The following is a 16,572-nucleotide window of genomic DNA, read 5'->3' as shown; positions in this document are numbered from 1 at the left end:
CGACGGATCCAGGACCACGTAATAACTAAGCTTTGATGTGAACCTTTTTAGGAGAAAAGCCCATGTCTTCGGTAACCCAAAAACTTGCCTCGGCTTTCAGCCTGCACAACACCCAGCGATCGGCAGCCGTACAACGTCCTCAGCAGAGTCGTCCTGCCCTGGCTCAGCGTCCGGCAGCAGCCAGAATTACCGGCAGCGATACGCTTCAGAGCGTCGCGCAGGAGCAGGGGGAACCGACGCTGGACCTGGTCCAGGGAGAAGCCCGGCCAACGTCATCGAACAGTCGCTTCAGGGCATTCAGCGGGTTGCCGTTATTTAGCCGCAATGCTGCATCTTCCCGTAAATCGCCGGGGCAGGGTGCAGCGTCCTCCCGTATATTGCCGGGGCCGGGAGCAGCGTCCTCCCGCATATCGCCGGGGCAGGCGGCAGAGTCAATCGAAATGGTCGGGTTAAGCGGCCAGCGCAATGCACCGCAGATCGTGCTGGAGCACGAGATCCCGCATACCTCACCCGGCTCTCTGGAGCAGGACATTAATCAGGCGCTTGCGGCCGGGCAGGCTCACCCACCGCGCGCGGAAGCGGAAAGAGAAAAGGTCAGCGGGGCGGTGGTGCACAGGCTACGGGAGAGCCAGGGGGAAGCCGGCGTTACGCTAAGTCTGGACGCGCACGGGAAGCCGCAAATCACGGCACCCGCGCTGCGCCACACGCTGCTGAAACTAACGCTCGGACAGGCTACACAGCACTATCAGAGCGCGGTGTCCAGTGCCAGCGGAGAGCAGCATGCCCTGCTGGAAGAGAGCGGTCGCCTGCTGGCGCTGCACTCGTCGCCTGAAAGCCTGGTGGGCGTGTCGGGCAGCGCCGCTAAGCCTGAGTGGAAACACACTCAAGCCGTGAAGGAGAGTCGCTGGTCAGGCACCAGTGGTAAGGCGGCTCTCCCGCACAGGCTTACGCTGGATGCGGCAGAAAATGAAGTCAGCGTCAGTCGAACCGACACCCCGGCAATGGCAGTGGGCAGAATGAAATTACCCGATGCAACCCTACTCGGGCAGATTTCGGGCATATACCCTGAACAGACCGACGCGGGTAAGCAGTCATGGCGAGTACATGAAGGTAAACTCTATCGGCTGAACGATCATCAGACCGGCTGGCAGCCAGCCTTGCTGCCCGGTAGCAGGCAACATGCAGCACAGCAGGGCGAATCCAACGAGGAGAAGTCGTACGGGCAGCTCTCCAGACAGGGTGATAATCAGCTTTACTGTGTTTATGACGACAGGCAGCTGCACAATGTGTCCACGTCGGGTCATAGCGAGCCGCTGGAGGATAAAATCAGTAAGGTCTCGGTCGCCGAAGAGGGGCAGACGCTGCTGTTGCTTAAAAATGAAAAAACGCACCAGCAAAGCATCAAACTCCTGCCGCAGCCCGATGCAGCCGTCGACAGCCACAGAACCCTCAGCGTTTCCCCTCCTGACATCCGGCTGGCTGCCCTGGCGCAAACGGCGCAGCACGTTATTGCCGCCGATTATCAGGGGGAAATTCGGGTTGCCAGCCGCCCTGGCCCTGAGCAGAGCGATCTGGATTTTGCTGCGGTAGAGAATCGCAGCCTGCAACAGCATCTGCACGACCAGATAAAAGCGGTAGTGGGCGATCGCTTTCACCTGGAGGATATTCTGAATGGTGAAAATGGCCAGCTGCACGCGGTGGTAAAAGACGGGGCGGACCGCCAGCATGCCATTGCGCTTAATACCTCGGGCAGCGCCCGGCAGGCTCCTTCGCACTGGAACCTGAGTGACAGCATGGTAATGAACTATCAGAAAGGATTGCCGGTGGTGACGCCCTCGCGCCACGAAATTGTCGATCTGGGTACGGGCGGTCATCTGGCGCTGAAAGAGGGAAAGGTTCACTTTTTCAACGGGACGACGCAGAGCTGGGAGGCCTCTGACGTTAAGGCCGACCAGCTCCGGCTCGGGCAGGACCGGCAGGCCTGGGTATTAAAGGATAATGAACTCAAGCGATTGAAGATAAACGTCTCCAGCAACAAGATTAACGCCGATCGCAATGTCTTCGCCCTGCCGCAGGTTAAGAAAAGCGTCAGCGACGACCTGGCCCTGCCGGGGATCAACAAAGACAACACGCTCACCTCGGCCGCCGTGCTCGATAACGGTCGATTTATCACCCTGGATGAAGGGGGCGATCTGCGTCTTCACCATGTCAACGGCGAAACCCGGCGCGATATCAGGCTGCCTGTCACGCTCAGTCGCGCGTCGCTTAACCAGGCTATCCAGCAGGCTATCAGGTCACATTCTCCCGCAGTTGGCACATCGGAGGAGCAAAAAGTCATGGACGTGGCCATTGGGCCGGGGCGCAATCTCTTTTTACTGACCGACCGGGGCGAAATGTACCGCGTACCGGAGCAGAGCTGGATGAAGGGAAACATGGCTCAGATGCGCCAGGTCCAGCTGTCCGCAAAACCCGCAAAGCTGTATAACGACCGTAATAATCATCTGATGCTGGAACTGGATAACGGCAAGCTTTTGTCGCTCAGGGATGATCTCTGGCACCCGGTGGCGGCGGTGCCAACTTCGCCTGCAAACGAGGTCACCCCGCCCGGCGGCAAAGAGAAGAAAAATATGGCCGATAAGCACTACGGTCGGCTGATGAGCGCCACCCGAGACTCCCGCCTTGGCCGCACCGGCATGACCTATAAGCGGGAGGTGAACACGTTCGGGCAAACGGGCCACGACGGTCACAAAGTGCATACGCCGTTTCGCACCCGCCTGAGCACCTTTGTCTTTCGCCCCACGCTGCAAACGCCAAGGCCATTGAAAAACCTTAGCTACCTCGTTCAGCATGGTCATCGCGGGCGAAACGGGCTGGCGCATATTTATGAACTTCAGAGCGATCAGCTCACTCAGCTCAATCAACATCTGGAGAAGCCCGCTGCCGGTCAGGGCCCGGCCGAGCCACTTAGCCTTAAGCTAAAAACCCTTGCCGGTCAGGGGGACCTGCCTGCCTGGTTTGAGGATATGCAGAAATTTAGCGTTCGCCTGGCCGACAGTAGCGGACACAAAGCGGATCAGCTTAACCAGCACTATTCACAGCAGGGAGAAGTAAAAAAACAGCTTAATAATCTGACCGGAAGCCTCAACCCGGCCATGACGCGCGACGGCGATTTGACGGCGAAGCTGAAACAGATTTTTTCACGCTACCCCACCGGTAAGGGAAATACCGCGCTGCTGGCGCTTGCGTCGCTGGAAGAAAACGGCGTGAAGCTCTCGCATCAGAAGGCGAGTGAAGCGATCCCGCTGGGTAACCGCCGTGATAAACACGATGAGATGGGGCTGGCGAAATCACGTCTTATTATTGATGGCTTAGCCCACGTAAAAATGCATGACCTTATCGATCGGTTAACCGCAGCGACGGCACTCCCGGAGGATGAAAAGCGCCAGGCGCTGGCAGCCATTGAAACCGACTTTCATACGCTTTATCAGGATTGGGATGACAACCCGCTTCGCCAGGTGACCAGTTTTGGCTACAACAGCATTAGTGCCCTTGAGGCGTCCTATGATGCGGTGAAATCGCTAACAAAAGCCTTCGCTAAGGAAAACCACAGTATCAACGTCACGGCGCGGACGGTGATGCATGCGAAGGATCGGTCGGTACTGGCGCAAAAGCTGGAGGACACGGTCAGGTCGATGGAGAAGGGGGAAAGTCTCTCTTTCAGCCGCTCTTATGGTGCGGCAACCACGGTGTCAGGCATTCCGGGAACCCAGGTGATTGCGGGCGTCGGGGGACGAGGCAGTCTGGATCGCACCTATAATCTGAGTTTCACCCGGGGAGAGGGCGGCGTTAACGTTAGCTTTGGCCGCGACGGGGGCGGAACCTTCACACCCTTTGTGGGGATGGGTTATAACCTGCTTACCGACTATTTAGAAACGCATAAAACTCATCTGGACGATCGGCGCGATCTTGCGCCTGCCGCGCGCCTCGGCGCGGTGGTTTCCGTCACCCCGCTCGATATTAAAAAACAAAACGGCGTCAGCTTTGATATTACCGATGCCGAACTGCCGCACTTTATTGCCGGGCTGACCGAGGGGACACTTGACCCGCTGGCGCTGATTAACCGCGGGAATCAACACAGCGTCAAACAGGGCAACGTGATGAACGTGAGCCTGGACGTCAACGCTGCCGCGCTGGCCTCGGTGGGGTTTCCGCTCACCGACAAAAATGCCGGACAGGCGTCAGCCAGTTCGCGGATAGGCGGTGGCGCTTACGTGGGGGTTAACCTGATATCTGGTACCCGCGAGCGCGGCAGGGCTACCACCGAAGAGAGCACGACCCTCAGCCAGAGTAACAACCGCCTGCGAGGGCTAAATAAAGCCTCCGTCGGCGCAAACCTGGCGCTACCGATAGGGACGATAACCAAAAGCGATGAGGGGCGTTTTGCGCTATTCGCCGGCCCTGCGGCCACTTTCCAGCTCTCGATTGATGATCGAACTCGCCAGAGCCTGTCGCTGCAAACCAAAAGGGCACAGCTGCTGGAACCCGCGCATATGGCAAAGCTGATGGAGTCACTGGGCAAGAGCTTCAGCGATCCTGAAACCAGCGCGCTGCTGGCGTCGCTGAAAAACGAAGAAGAGAGCGAGCCTCAGCAGGCGTCAGCCGCTGAAGAGGGGCAGAGCACAGCCCGCCCGGCCCGTCAGAAACTCAATGCGCTTGACGCGCATTTTGAAAGTCGACGGGGGGAAGAGGGGACTAACGGGCAGAAGGCCGCTCTGCGCGAGCTGGATAAGCATCTGCGCCAGCAATATGCCGCTGAGCGGGGGCTAACGCTGCTGCAAAATGGTGAATATCAGACGACCTATGCGAATACCTCTAAAGTGGATAACAACGGGCTCTGGCATCAGTTTTCTCACTGGTTAGATGGTGAACTCAACGCCAGTAATGCCACCCGAATTCGCCAGCTGATGACGGACGATCACCGGCTGCAAACGCTGATTGCCCGGTTGAAAGATAATGTCAGCACCGATGCTACGGTTACGCTCGAGCTAAAAAATGATGTTCGTGAACGGCTGGAGCAGCGCTGGCTGAAAGAGGGGATCGGGGCTGATGAATTAACGGCTGAGCTAACGGATCGTAATAATCTCAGGCTTAAAGCGATTGGTTTTAGCAAGGGCCAGTCAAAAAGCGATGGTTTTTCAACCCCGGCGTTCCTTCTGGGCGGCGGAAACAGCGCAGCGGTGGCGATGAAGCGAAATCTGGGGAAAATCAATTTTAGCTACGGTGAAGATGAGGACAAACCGACCGGATATACCCTGGATGGCCGCATCGCGAAGATAAACGATGAGCTGGCTGCTGCGCTTTTGCATGGGCAGCAGGCACACTATCAGTTGAAAAGTTAAGGGGTCACGATGTCAGCAACCGAACAGCTTAATCACCTGCTTGAGCACTATGGCCGGCAGCATAATAGTACACTCACGCTTAAAGATGGCGTATGCGCCCTGGTTGACCGCGATAACCGCGAGGCGGCAGTTATCGAGCTGCCGCCGGGCAGCGACAGCCTGATCTTTCACTGCAAAATAGAGGATCTTCACGAGCCGTGCAGCGAGCGTTACCTGCGAACACTGCTGTCCCTGAACTTTGAAATGAACGCCATGCGCGGTTGCTGGCTGGCACTGGACAACGAGGAGAGCCTGAGACTCTGTAGTCAGCTCTCCGTCAGCGGGCTGGATGCTGCGGGATTTCGGATGGCGCTGAGCGGCTTTATGACCCAGGCGCGGGAGGTCAATGAATTTATCACCTCACTGCGCGAAGCGGCCTGAGGCACAGCGGGATGCTCTTTAACACAAATTTTGCGCAGGCGGAAGATGCTTAATTCCTTCACACTGTTAAGAAAGCGAAAGTCTTGGTTAAGCTACCGCAAAATAAGGGGTTTTAGGATAGTTAGAGATTTGTTTACCGTCGGGTTTCGTCGATAGTGTCCTTTAGCGGCGGATGATAAGCCGTGCGCAAATGAGAGGATGTACCGATGAAAAAAACGACTCTGGCACTTTTAATGACCGTCTTCACAGCAAGCACCCTGTTTTCCACCGTCTCGCAGGCAGATGGCCCGCCGGATCAGCAGTGGCACCAGCAGGGTGGGCATGGCGACCACGGTGATGGGCCGGGGCGTGGTCCGGATCGTGGGCCTGGCGACCACGGTGATGGGCCGGGGCGTGGTCCGAATCGTGGGCCTGGCGATCGCGGCCCTGGCCATCAGGATTTTCACGATCGTGGCGATTATCACGACGGTCATGGTCCCGATCGCCACTTTGAAGAGCGCGATCGCTTTGCCTGGCAGGGGCACGACTTCCGCAGGGGACGCCCGTTGCCGCCGGATTTCCGCGGTGACGACTACCGGGTTAACGACTGGAATGACCGCGGCCTGCGCGAGCCACCGCGTGGTCAACACTGGGCTTATATTGACGGTAACTATGTGCTGATTGCAGCCGCTACTGGCGTCATCACCTCAATCCTGTTGAACAACGCTTTCCACTAATCCCTGTTCTGCTGCGGGTCCGTCAGGGCCCGCATCTTTTCCAGCAATTATCTCTGTTAGCTCCGATTAGACCGGGCACAACCCCGATACAGGGCCAAACCTAATCTGACAGATTGGTATGTGCCAGTTGCAGGTGTGGCTAACATTAGTTCGTGCTGAACAATGGGTAGCACATCAACACAATGCCTTTGCGAAACAGACTGCCTCTTCTCTGCCTATGTATGGGCCATAATTCTCAATACGGGCATACCCATTTTTCTCGTAAAAATATACGGCCCGATTGTTGATATATCGGGTTTCTAACCTCAGCTCGAGATATCCCATTTCTTTGGCGGAGTTTTCCAGAAAAGTGAGTAAAGCGCGTCCAACTCCGGGCACACTTCGGTCTGAATACATTCTTTTAAGCTCGGCTACATTTTGCGTTAATGGCCGAATAGCGCCGCATCCTATCGGATCACCATGGGCATTTTTGCCAATACCCATAACGCTTTATCACTATTCAATGCATCAACAGTGAAATTGCTTTTGCCGTCATCACCAGTAACAGCGGCAAGTTCTACTGACAGCATTTCGATTAAGCGATGGGATTCTAAAGAAAATGGATCTGATTTCTCTACTGTTATCATGGTCATATTCTACAAAGAGATTATGGCCAGTATAAAGTATACTGCCTGTAAAAGCTCAATACTGTAACGGGTGATGGGACACCTCTGATTCCTGTCTGTCCTGAGGATGTGATGTTCGCTGTTCGCTCACTGCGGCCCGCTGGATCTGTCTGATGTCCGCCGTGCCAAAAGCGGTGTCTATCCATATTGATAATGTCACCCTGACTTTTTGTCCCATTCGGCGTGGGTCAGTGTAAACAGCATGCTGGCGGGCGCATTTTTCACATCATGAATGTCCCGTATATATCTGAGTCCGGCATTCGTCAGGACTTTCTGTGATGCCTGGTGATTTGCTCTTACTACTGCAGATATCTCAGGCAATTTGAGCTCACCAAATCCATAGCTGACCGCATGTTTAGCAAACTCTGTCGCCAGGCCTTTTCCCCATGACTCAGCAGAGAAGCGATATCCCAGGTTATTGATGGAGGCATCGGCATAACTGCGGATACTTAGCCCACCAAAACCGATGATCCTTTCGGGATTATCACTCAATGAGATAGCCCAGTTTCCAAAACTGTAATCTTCCCAGTGTTTAAGCCAGCGAGCCAAAACATCGCGGGCATAATCAGTATCAGGATACGGGCCTGCAGGATTAAACGTATTCGTGGCAGGATCGCCATAAATTCTGAAATGGTCATCTGCTTCTGAGTTGATTACAGGCCGAAGATGCAGTCGAGAGGTAATTAGCTGCAAAGTGTCTCCTGAGTTTTTGATTCATTCTATGAGTTATCTTTCTGTTTTATAGCCAAAAACCTCCAGGTTTACAACAGCACTTTTATGTAAAAAGCGTGATGACTAAATAACTGCGCTTAATAGTAGATCACTGAAGGGAACTCAATCCGGTTTGAGCGATCTGATCAATCGCCAAACATCACAAATCATCACAACCGGACTGAGTTATGCCGATCATAGCACCGATACCCAATAATGAAAGACGCCAGATGGAAAAAATTGTCCATAAAACAACAGATAAAAACCATTCCAGACGCCTTATGGCCATGCTGATGTTGCATCGTGGTGAATCGCTCAGTTATGTCGCTAAAACCCTGTGTGCAGCGCGTTCCTCTGTCGGTCGCTGGATTAACTGGTTCACATTATTTGGTATCGAAGGTCTAAAAAGTCTTCCGGCCGGACGTCAAAAAAAGTGGCCAGTGGAAGCGATGTTGCGCATGCTTGATTTACTGATTCAGCGCTCTCCTCAGGACTTCGGGTATCTGCGGTCACGGTGGAGCACCGAGATGTTAACGATTGAACTTAATAAGTTATTTAACTCAACGTTGCATCCTGGCTCAGTTCGCCGTTGGTTACCCGGGGCGGGAATTGTCTGGCGAAGAGCGGCTCCGACACTGCATATTCGCGATCCTCACAAAGAGGAAAAACTGGCAGCGATTGATGAAGCATTAGAAAAAAACTGCGCTGACCATCCGGTCTTTTACGAGGATGAAGTGGATATCGATTTGAATCCCAAAATCGGCGCTGACTGGCAGAAAAAAGGGCAGCAAAAACGTATACCTACGCCGGGAAAAAATGAAAAGCATTACCTTGCAGGAGCCCTTCATGCGGGAACAGGCCGGGTGGACTACGTCAGCGGGACAAGTAAGAACTCAGGTTTATTTATCAATATGTTACGTAAGTTGAAAAGCACATACCGCAGTGCAAAAACAATTACGCTAATCGTTGATAATTACATCATTCACAAGAGCAAAAAAACGTTGAAATGGTTGAAGGATAATCCGAAATTTATTGTTATTTATCAGCCAATTTACTCTCCGTGGATAAACAAAATAGAGCTCTTATGGTTGGCCTTGCACGAAACCGTCACGCGCAATCATCGCTGCAAAACAATGTGGCAATTATTGAATAATGTCAGACAATTTATGGAAGTCGCTTCACCTTTCCCTGGCAACAAACACGGGCTAACGAAAGTGAAGCGGTATTAAGCGCAGTTATTTAGCTCACAACTAAAAAAACCCTGATGGGGACGTCTGGTATAGCGTATTACATCCAATTCTTGTTGCTGAATCAGATAGTCAGCCACTTTTTTGCCAATAAAACCGGTGGCGCCTACGATCAGGATCTTTTTCATTTTTCCCAAATCTCCGCAGTAAAACAGCCCTGTTTAAACCTGTCTTTGACGTGGTAGCGATTTTTTTTCAAATGCTTTTTCAGGTAGTGCAATAGATAACTGTGTGAAACAATTGCCACATCGTCATGCTGTTCAAGAAAAGGAAGCAGTGCTTCAGAGCGTTGTAACGCATGCCCTATTTTTTCCTGTGCATGGTTCATTCTAAACAGCCAGGCTAATCGAGACAGTAAAAACCACGTCCTGATTTTCATTTTTAATAGCGGTAGTGGAGTGATTTCAAGCCCAACTTCCCGCAGTTCAGAATGAATTGTATAGCCATCAATGTGTCCAAAAACCAATTGAGAGGTACGCTCTGCTCTACCCACTGGTGAACTGTAAACCACCGGACGTCTTACCTTGATCTGTTGGAAAAGTGCAGATGAAAGAAACGTTTCTATTTCCTGCTCTTCCACATCTTGTGTTTGATTATATTCCCTCAGCCGTTGCTGAGCAGTTTGGTAATTACATGATGAATAATCAATTTTAGGTGTTGCATGCCGGATTAATACAATCATATTAAATACGCATAAGTAATAATTAAATTGCCGACAAAGAACAGGAATGGCGTATCCCAAGTGTGTGGGGATTTCGCTTCTGTCAACGTCATCGCAAGTGGAAAAAGGAGCACCATTAACGCCGTCCCGATACTGTGAAAATTGTGCAAAAATATCAGCGATAAAATTAGTGCAGTCAAAAAAACGACCAGGCTACCTTCATAGCTACGATAGAATGTTTTATCTATAAATAAACCTTTAACCGCATATTTATGTTTACCAAAGCGTACGCCCACCGGCTCCGCCAAGCCATCACCCAGCGTAGTGGTTAAAATGGTCATATACATCAGTTCCTGAGGAATATGCCATTGGTTCCATACCAGGCTGTATCCAGCAAGGATCAGGAAACCGACAAAGGTTTGTGAAAATATCCATAGTAGCGTATAAGGGCGATCCTCTGGACGGTCAATGGCATGAAAAGATAATGATAAATATCTTAATTTATTCCGAAAAAAACCCAGCAAGCTTAAGAAAAAGAACACGCTGGATACGGATGCAATAACGATTTTCTCGGTTGGGTTACTGATGTTAAATAAAAGATAAATTATCCCAGGAAATATAAACATTGAGAAATGGCCAATTTTCCGGGTGTAATTTATTTTTACATTATAAATGCTTGCCAGCATACCCAGTCCGGAGCAAAGAAACCAATAACTACAGACCAATACTATAATGGGTAAAACGACATCCATAGACATTTTAAATCACGCTCTCAGATAATATTGGTGATTGCTTTCTCTAATGCCTCAACAAGTAAATCAATATCTTCACAGGTATTATTACTGGTGAGCGTAATGCGCAGTCTGGATTTGTTTTTTTCAACATAAGGCGGAACAAAAAACGAGGCCATAATGTTTTTTTGCCGAAGGTAATCGTTGACTGCTGCGGCCTGTTCTGCTTTTTCAAAAATTACTGGGATAACCGCCGATACTGAGTACTGTTTATTGACTTTTGTTTGTTCAAGACGACGATGAGCGTAGTTAATCAGTTCGGCCAGCAGTGCCCGACGCGCTTTACCTTCTTGCTTATTGATCTCCAGAGCCATGCAGGAAGCGGCTGCTACGCCTGGAGAAACAGCGCGTGATGCATTATAGGTGGCACTCTTGAATTTCACTTTTTGCGCCAATGTGTCATCTTTTATGATGCAGAAACCGCCCGTAGAGCCAAAAGATTTGCTCATCGTACCGATAATTACATCCACTTTTCCCAGACAACCGCTAGCTTCAACTAGGCCACAGCCCGTCTCGCCCAGAGCGCCTACGCCGTGCGCATCGTCAATATATAAAATAATGCCTGGCCAACGTGCTTTCAGATCGCACAGTGCAGCCACATCACAAAAGTCGCCATCGGCAGAAAAAACGCCGTCGGAAACAATCAGAATTCTTTTTCCCAGATTATTTTTTACAATATCCGCAAGTTTTAAAATGTTATTATGCTGATAAACCCGGAATGGCTTTCCACTTAATTTAACTGCATCATAAAGTGAAATATGACAAAGTTTATCCATCACGATCAGATCAACCTCTTCGCCGATAACCGGTAGCGTACCAATATTGGCTTGATAGGAGGTCGTATACATCAAGGCATGATTAACACTATACATTTCAGAATAGCGTCTTTCGAGTTCTTCATGATGTTCAGTATAACCACAAAATATCATCGGACCACTTATGTTAGTGCCGTATTTTTTGATAGCCTCAATAGCCGCGTCTTTCATTCGCGAATTATCGGCCATGCCTAAATAATCACAAGAGGAGAAGTTGATATTTTTATCGCCATTGGCCAGATCTAAATGCCGTCCACAGGCAGAACGTACACGTGGGAAGTAGTGCAAGTTGACGTTGTCATTTTCGGCATTGACCAGTTCATACAAACTCATTGCATTTTCCTTAGATAATTTTCTGAATAGAAAAAATTCTATAGCGCCTGAGCTGGCTTTCACCATGGCGAGTGAGTTTTTGCATTGTTCTGACAATCATTTTATTATCTTCAAGCATCCAGGATATACTAAAATTACTAATATCTTGTTGGATTGCTATCGAAGAAAGCTTTGAGGTCAGTACCACGGAAAGTCCGCGTTGACGATATTCTGGCAGTACACCAGAAAAAAAAGCGCGTCCTACTTTATTTTCCGAAAATTGCATCATGGTGAAACCAATAATCCGACCATCTTTACGTGCAATCATCCCCATGATGTTTTTTACATTCTCAGTTGCAATTGCTATCTCTTCGGAAGTGGTCGGACTAAAACCCCAGTTATCCTGCCAGGCGATATTATAAACCTCTGCAATCTCCTGCTGGTTTGCCGCTATCTCATCTTTTTTTACGTAGTCGAAATCAATACCAGATAGACGATTCAGTAAACGCTCGTCCGTGTGTGTTAATAATATATCTTGTGGGTCGTATTGATAAACGATCTCCAGAAGGTCTTTTTCTTTCACACATCCTGCCTCCATTAACCAATCGCAAAGCACGGGATCGTTATCCGGCATTTGCCAAGTGAAAGGTGCACCTGAAAATGTTCGGTAGCCCCGGTTAACCAAGATGGAATTATGCACGGGGCCATAAATCACCGGATCGTTTGATTGCAGGTAGTCACGTTTCTTAGCCTCGATAATAATGGCGGAAAAAATATTTTTAAGTGCTAACACATCACCGTTTGAAATTAGTATTGAAAAGATGAGAGTTCCAATAAACCGTATTTTTTCCTGTCTGAAAAAATGAACCAGACAAAGGCTGCTATCTCATCATACCGATAAACGACCAGCGGAAAACTGATGTCTGCATTTGAAAAATCAATAGCATTATTAATCTGTTCATTCAGGCGGAGTGGATCCATCACAACATTATGTTGCGAATTATAAATATTTAACAATGCATCTTTCTGACTTTCCTGAAGGGTACAGCTGTAGCGATACATTTCCTTTCTCTCGCCCAAAAGTAGATAATATAAATTTATCTTTCCACGCATTGCAATCTTTTGTCAATAGTAAAAGATCGATAATCCAATGAGTTGATATGTTAATTTTTAATGAAAAAAACACAACACTATTATTTTGATGATTTTTTTTACATTGTTTGTTTCAATGTTGGGGGGCTCTCTAAATGATAAATGAAGTGTATCTTTCGGTGAGATTGATTGATTTGGGTTTCTAATTGTTTCCTGTGGGGTTGGGGCGGTGCAATTCAAAATGGTAATTATCGGCTTATTAATAGATAGCTATCTAGTTACTGCGATATTTTCTCGTTATATTTTTTAATTTATGGCTCGTCATGCTATTCGAGCGCACCTTCCCCCCAAGCTTTATCTGTTTTTTTTGAGCACAGCTTAATTCTCTTTGGTAATTAATAACTATAGCTGCCATTTTCGTAAGGAGGAGTGCACTAACACACACCGCCTGTTGTTGCCTGTTGTCACCATTGTCGCGAGCAGCTGCTCCTGCGCAGCCGCCAGCTGCTCGCGGTCGATAAACTCCGTCGTCTGCTGCGAATGCAGGCCGATGCCGCCGAAGGCGGGGGTGAGAAAATCCGGCTGTCTGCCGCGTTCGCCGCTGAATACCCCGTCGGCGGCAATGGCGATATACACCGGCTTGTCCTGAGTGAGGATGAATGATGCAAGAAACTATTCCATTGAATATTACGTCGGCAAGTCCTATTACTAAGGCACTGCCTTATTTTTCTCGGTATGTAGTGACACACTGAATTTGGCCACCTGAACAGAGGTGATATGCTCACCTCAGAACAACACAGGTGTTCCAATGAAAAGAAGAAATTTTAGTCCTGAATTCAAACGCGAATCTGCTCAGCTGGTTGTCGACCAAAATTACACCGTTTCTGACGCCGCTAAGGCTATGGATGTGGGTCTTTCCACGATGACTATTATCCTGTGGCCACACTCTGCCATGTGTTCGGGGTTCATCGCAGCAGCTACAAATACTGGAAAAACCGTCCTGAAAAGCCTGACGCCAGACGGGCTGTATTACGCAGTCAGGTTCGGCCGGAGCAAGAAGCATCGCCACAATGGCAACCGAGAGGGAGCCTGTAATTTAAATTGTGTATCTGCCTGTTTTTGATATCTTCACTCCAACAACGGAGACAGGCAAATTATGGACGAAAAGAAACTCAGGGCCCTTGCGACTGAACTGGCTAAAGGCCTTAAAACCGAAGCCGATCTCAATCAGTTTTCCCGTCTGCTGACAAAGCTTACCGTTGAAACAGCGCTCAATGCTGAGCTGACTGATCACATCGGCCACGAGAAGAACGCCCCCAAAACAGGCTCCAATACCCGTAATGGCTACTCGTCAAAAACCTTGCTTTGTGATGATGGTGAGATTGAAATCAGTACGCCACGCGATCGTGAAAGCACCTTCGAACCGCAACTGATAAAAAAAACCAGACGCGTATCACCCGGATGGACAGCCAGATTTTGTCCCTGTACGCCAAAGGCATGACCACGCGAGAAATCGTCGCCACCTTCAAAGAGATGTACGACGCGGATGTTTCACCCACGCTGATTTCTAAAGTCACCGATGCGGTTAAAGAGCAGGTCACAGAGTGGCAGAATCGCCCCCTGGATGCACTTTATCCCATTGTTTATCTTGACTGTATTGTTGTAAAAGTTCGCCACGGTGGTAGCGTGATTAATAAAGCCGTCTTCCCCGCACTGGGCATTAATACCGAAGGCCAGAAAGAGCTCCTGGGCATGTGGCTGGCAGAAAACGAAGACGCAAAGTTCTGGCTCAGCGTGCTGACAGAGCTTAAAAACCGGGGCCTTCAGGATATCCTGATTGCCTGCGTGGACGGTCTGAAGGGCTTCCCGGATGTGATAAACAGCGTTTATCCCCAAACGCATATCCAGCTGTGCATTATTCACATGGTGCGTAACAGCCTGAAATACGTGTCGTGGAAGGACTACAAAGCCGTGACTGGCGGGCTGAAAGCGGTATATCAGGCTCCAACAGAAGAGGCGGCGTTAATGGCTCTGGAGCAGTTCGCAGGGGGCTGGGACGATAAATACCCGCAAATCAGTAAAAGCTGGTATGCACACTGGGAAAATCTCAATACGTTTTACAATTACCCACCGGATATCCGTAAAGCTATTTACACTACGAACGCCATCGAATCGATGAACAGCGTGATCCGTCAGGCAATAAAGAAACGCAGGGTGTTCCCGACGGATGACCCGGTGCGGAAAGTCATTTATCTGGCGATCAGGGATGCTTCAAAAAAATGGAATATGCCGATCCGAAACTGGCGGCTGGCGATGAGTCGCTTTATTATCGAGTTCGGTGACCGCCTGAGCGATCACCTTTAATGTGGTGGCAGTTACACAGAATTATTTACAGGGTCTCTTAAGGCTTCTCACGGCGACCTCTCAATTCCTGTGTTGTATGACGTCGATATTGGTCACATTCCACCACAGATTTCAATTGTTAACGGCGCTAAAGCGACAATAACCTTTACTGAGGGTTCAGGATCTATCACTCAGCAACTGTAGTCATATCGTATTACTCCCCCCGGATGCGCCATGCATAATTCATTATCAGACCAGGTTGCATATTTTTCATGCAATTTCTGGAGGTGGCCTCGCAGGAAATCGTCGCCTTTTAGCTGACTCGTATTTGTTGATCGGGTATCGTTTAGTTGAGAATTTGAACATGTCGTTAAAAGGAGAAAACGATGATTGAACGCGTTACGCTGCTGGAAAGTAAGGTGGAAAAGCTGTTGATTGACGTTGCCGTTATCAAGGCCAACTACGCCACCCGGGAAGATGTCGAAAGCGTCAGAATAGCGCTCCACTCTTCGCTCTCTACGCTGACTAAATGGCTGGTAGGGGTATTACTGGTTGTACCGGGTGTCTGGCTGGGTCTGGCCCGGTGGCTGAACTGAGGGTACCCGTGGCTGAATAATGTCAGTGGGTACATTGTCGTATGAAGCACCTGGCGAAAAGAGGCTTTCACCAGGTGAGTGACTTTAGTGGTGGGTGATTACGGAGGTGATAACGCCCGTTGCGACGGCTATCAGCACGTAGTTACCGTCAATATTCTGCCAGCGGTGACCGGCAGGAGGTGCCTTCAGACCGCGCTGATGCCAGTCATTGACCTGGTAGCCTTCACCCCGGTATTTTTCCGGTAGCGGTCGACCCTGACGGAAGTCGGGCTGTGCATGACGGGGTTGCTGGTGGTGACGCTGCCCCGGTGCGCGGTCTGCCTGAGCCATATGCTGCGGCTGCTGGCGTTCGCCACGCTGAGGCTGAGAGTGCTGTGCCTGCCCACTGCGCACGGGCTGTGAGTTCTGCTGTACCCGATCACCCTGTCCGGGCTGTGAGTTCTGCTGTGCCCGATCACCGCGCCCGGGCTGTGAATTTTGCTGCGCCTGCCCGCCGTGCTGCGCCTGTGCATTGTGTTCACCGCCACCCTGCTGGCGTGCGTTGCCATTCTGTTCGCCCTGAGGCGGACGCTTTAGCGGTGACTGCTGCGTGTTACCCTGTCCCGGCTGGGGGCCATCGGCAAATGCGCCGGTACTGGCTGTCGCAAACAGCAGTGCGCTGAGGGCAATAATGCCTGATTTTTTCATCATGGTTCCCTTCTGGTGTGATTCATTTGCTGACGGACAGGCACAATCTGCGGGCGAAGCTGGCGTATAACAATGTCAATAATCCTAAGCCGGGCGACCTTAACGTAAAATTTACGC

At 50.2% G+C, this 16,572-nt stretch carries 15 protein-coding genes and 3 pseudogenes; 8 read left to right on the top strand and 10 right to left on the bottom strand.

Annotated elements, in window-relative coordinates; genetic code table 11:
- Positions 1 to 62: 62 nt before the first annotated feature.
- The 3 genes from AC4PCC_RS15215 (at position 63) to AC4PCC_RS15205 (ending at position 6,535) form a co-directional block, all read left to right on the top strand.
- On the top strand, positions 63 to 5,399 hold the full coding sequence (locus tag AC4PCC_RS15215) for an AvrE-family type 3 secretion system effector (RefSeq protein ID WP_492125071.1): 5,337 nt from the start codon (positions 63 to 65) through the stop codon (positions 5,397 to 5,399).
- A 9-nt stretch (positions 5,400 to 5,408) separates the two neighbouring features.
- Entirely contained in the window at positions 5,409 to 5,819 is a 411-nt protein-coding gene (locus AC4PCC_RS15210) for a type III secretion system chaperone (protein ID WP_492125070.1), read from the top strand.
- A 206-nt stretch (positions 5,820 to 6,025) separates the two neighbouring features.
- Entirely contained in the window at positions 6,026 to 6,535 is a 510-nt protein-coding gene (locus AC4PCC_RS15205; protein ID WP_492125069.1) for an RcnB family protein, read from the top strand.
- A gap of 174 nt (positions 6,536 to 6,709) precedes the next feature.
- On the opposite strand, the pseudogene AC4PCC_RS15200 reads toward AC4PCC_RS15205, so the two are convergent.
- Together AC4PCC_RS15200 and AC4PCC_RS15195 are read right to left on the bottom strand one after the other, a co-directional pair.
- A pseudogene (locus AC4PCC_RS15200) lies at positions 6,710 to 7,161 on the bottom strand (GNAT family N-acetyltransferase).
- Positions 7,162 to 7,356: 195 nt separating this feature from the next.
- Positions 7,357 to 7,893, bottom strand: a complete 537-nt coding sequence (locus tag AC4PCC_RS15195; protein WP_492125068.1) for a GNAT family N-acetyltransferase — start codon at positions 7,891 to 7,893, stop codon at positions 7,357 to 7,359.
- Between the two features lie 206 nt (positions 7,894 to 8,099).
- On the opposite strand from AC4PCC_RS15195, the gene AC4PCC_RS15190 reads away from it, so the two are divergent.
- A complete protein-coding gene (locus tag AC4PCC_RS15190) occupies positions 8,100 to 9,140 on the top strand; it encodes an IS630 family transposase (protein WP_492125067.1) in 1,041 nt (346 codons plus the stop codon).
- Here the strand turns inward: AC4PCC_RS15190 and AC4PCC_RS15185 are convergent.
- The 7 genes from AC4PCC_RS15185 to AC4PCC_RS15155 all read right to left on the bottom strand — a co-directional run bounded on the left by AC4PCC_RS15185 (position 9,137) and on the right by AC4PCC_RS15155 (position 13,465).
- Complete coding sequence (locus AC4PCC_RS15185; protein WP_492125066.1) at positions 9,137 to 9,286, bottom strand: NAD-dependent epimerase/dehydratase family protein; 150 nt, start codon at positions 9,284 to 9,286, stop codon at positions 9,137 to 9,139. The genes AC4PCC_RS15190 and AC4PCC_RS15185 overlap by 4 nt on opposite strands.
- Positions 9,283 to 9,840, bottom strand: coding sequence for a phosphoglycerate mutase family protein (locus AC4PCC_RS15180; RefSeq protein ID WP_492125065.1), 558 nt, complete (start codon positions 9,838 to 9,840; stop codon positions 9,283 to 9,285). The genes AC4PCC_RS15185 and AC4PCC_RS15180 overlap by 4 nt, the downstream gene beginning before the upstream one ends.
- On the bottom strand, positions 9,837 to 10,505 hold the full coding sequence (locus AC4PCC_RS15175; RefSeq protein WP_492125064.1) for a hypothetical protein: 669 nt from the start codon (positions 10,503 to 10,505) through the stop codon (positions 9,837 to 9,839). Before AC4PCC_RS15175 ends, AC4PCC_RS15180 begins: the two co-directional genes overlap by 4 nt.
- 86 nt (positions 10,506 to 10,591) lie before the next feature.
- A complete protein-coding gene (locus AC4PCC_RS15170; protein ID WP_492125063.1) occupies positions 10,592 to 11,758 on the bottom strand; it encodes an aminotransferase class I/II-fold pyridoxal phosphate-dependent enzyme in 1,167 nt (388 codons plus the stop codon).
- A 10-nt stretch (positions 11,759 to 11,768) separates the two neighbouring features.
- Entirely contained in the window at positions 11,769 to 12,530 is a 762-nt protein-coding gene (locus AC4PCC_RS15165) for a GNAT family N-acetyltransferase (RefSeq protein ID WP_492125062.1), read from the bottom strand.
- Positions 12,531 to 12,544: 14 nt separating this feature from the next.
- Positions 12,545 to 12,850 (bottom strand): hypothetical protein, encoded by a 306-nt coding sequence (locus AC4PCC_RS15160; RefSeq protein ID WP_492125061.1) that lies wholly within the window; start codon positions 12,848 to 12,850, stop codon positions 12,545 to 12,547.
- A 381-nt stretch (positions 12,851 to 13,231) separates the two neighbouring features.
- Positions 13,232 to 13,465 (bottom strand): hypothetical protein, encoded by a 234-nt coding sequence (locus AC4PCC_RS15155; protein ID WP_492125060.1) that lies wholly within the window; start codon positions 13,463 to 13,465, stop codon positions 13,232 to 13,234.
- A gap of 172 nt (positions 13,466 to 13,637) precedes the next feature.
- Between AC4PCC_RS15155 and AC4PCC_RS15150 the strand changes: the two are divergent.
- The 4 genes and pseudogenes from AC4PCC_RS15150 to AC4PCC_RS15135 all read left to right on the top strand — a co-directional run.
- Positions 13,638 to 13,914: pseudogene (locus tag AC4PCC_RS15150) on the top strand (transposase); the annotation flags it as partial.
- A 71-nt stretch (positions 13,915 to 13,985) separates the two neighbouring features.
- Positions 13,986 to 15,193 (top strand): annotated as a pseudogene (locus AC4PCC_RS15145) (IS256 family transposase).
- Between the two features lie 69 nt (positions 15,194 to 15,262).
- Positions 15,263 to 15,376, top strand: a complete 114-nt coding sequence (locus tag AC4PCC_RS15140; RefSeq protein WP_492125059.1) for a hypothetical protein — start codon at positions 15,263 to 15,265, stop codon at positions 15,374 to 15,376.
- A 182-nt stretch (positions 15,377 to 15,558) separates the two neighbouring features.
- Positions 15,559 to 15,768, top strand: a complete 210-nt coding sequence (locus AC4PCC_RS15135; RefSeq protein WP_492125058.1) for a hemolysin XhlA — start codon at positions 15,559 to 15,561, stop codon at positions 15,766 to 15,768.
- 84 nt (positions 15,769 to 15,852) lie between these two features.
- Here the strand turns inward: AC4PCC_RS15135 and AC4PCC_RS15130 are convergent, their stop codons facing one another.
- Positions 15,853 to 16,458 carry an RcnB family protein gene (locus AC4PCC_RS15130; RefSeq protein WP_492125057.1) on the bottom strand — a complete coding sequence of 202 codons (606 nt, stop codon included), beginning with the start codon at positions 16,456 to 16,458 and terminating at the stop codon, positions 15,853 to 15,855.
- Positions 16,459 to 16,572: the final 114 nt, after the last annotated feature.

The sequence above is a fragment of the Erwinia sp. L03-1 genome, from assembly GCF_058686115.1.
This window is presented reverse-complemented; position numbering and strand designations above follow the sequence as displayed.

Bases quoted from the DNA above. Each gene is read 5' to 3' on its own strand.
- AC4PCC_RS15205 (WP_492125069.1), top strand. From the start codon at position 6,026: ATGAAAAAAACGACTCTGGCACTTTTAATGACCGTCTTCACAGCAAGC.
- AC4PCC_RS15160 (WP_492125061.1), bottom strand. From the start codon at position 12,850: ATGCGTGGAAAGATAAATTTATATTATCTACTTTTGGGCGAGAGAAAG.
- AC4PCC_RS15185 (WP_492125066.1), bottom strand. From the start codon at position 9,286: ATGAAAAAGATCCTGATCGTAGGCGCCACCGGTTTTATTGGCAAAAAA.
- AC4PCC_RS15180 (WP_492125065.1), bottom strand. From the start codon at position 9,840: ATGATTGTATTAATCCGGCATGCAACACCTAAAATTGATTATTCATCA.
- AC4PCC_RS15175 (WP_492125064.1), bottom strand. From the start codon at position 10,505: ATGCTGGCAAGCATTTATAATGTAAAAATAAATTACACCCGGAAAATT.
- AC4PCC_RS15130 (WP_492125057.1), bottom strand. From the start codon at position 16,458: ATGATGAAAAAATCAGGCATTATTGCCCTCAGCGCACTGCTGTTTGCG.
- AC4PCC_RS15210 (WP_492125070.1), top strand. From the start codon at position 5,409: ATGTCAGCAACCGAACAGCTTAATCACCTGCTTGAGCACTATGGCCGG.
- AC4PCC_RS15190 (WP_492125067.1), top strand. From the start codon at position 8,100: ATGCCGATCATAGCACCGATACCCAATAATGAAAGACGCCAGATGGAA.
- AC4PCC_RS15170 (WP_492125063.1), bottom strand. From the start codon at position 11,758: ATGAGTTTGTATGAACTGGTCAATGCCGAAAATGACAACGTCAACTTG.
- AC4PCC_RS15135 (WP_492125058.1), top strand. From the start codon at position 15,559: ATGATTGAACGCGTTACGCTGCTGGAAAGTAAGGTGGAAAAGCTGTTG.
- AC4PCC_RS15215 (WP_492125071.1), top strand. From the start codon at position 63: ATGTCTTCGGTAACCCAAAAACTTGCCTCGGCTTTCAGCCTGCACAAC.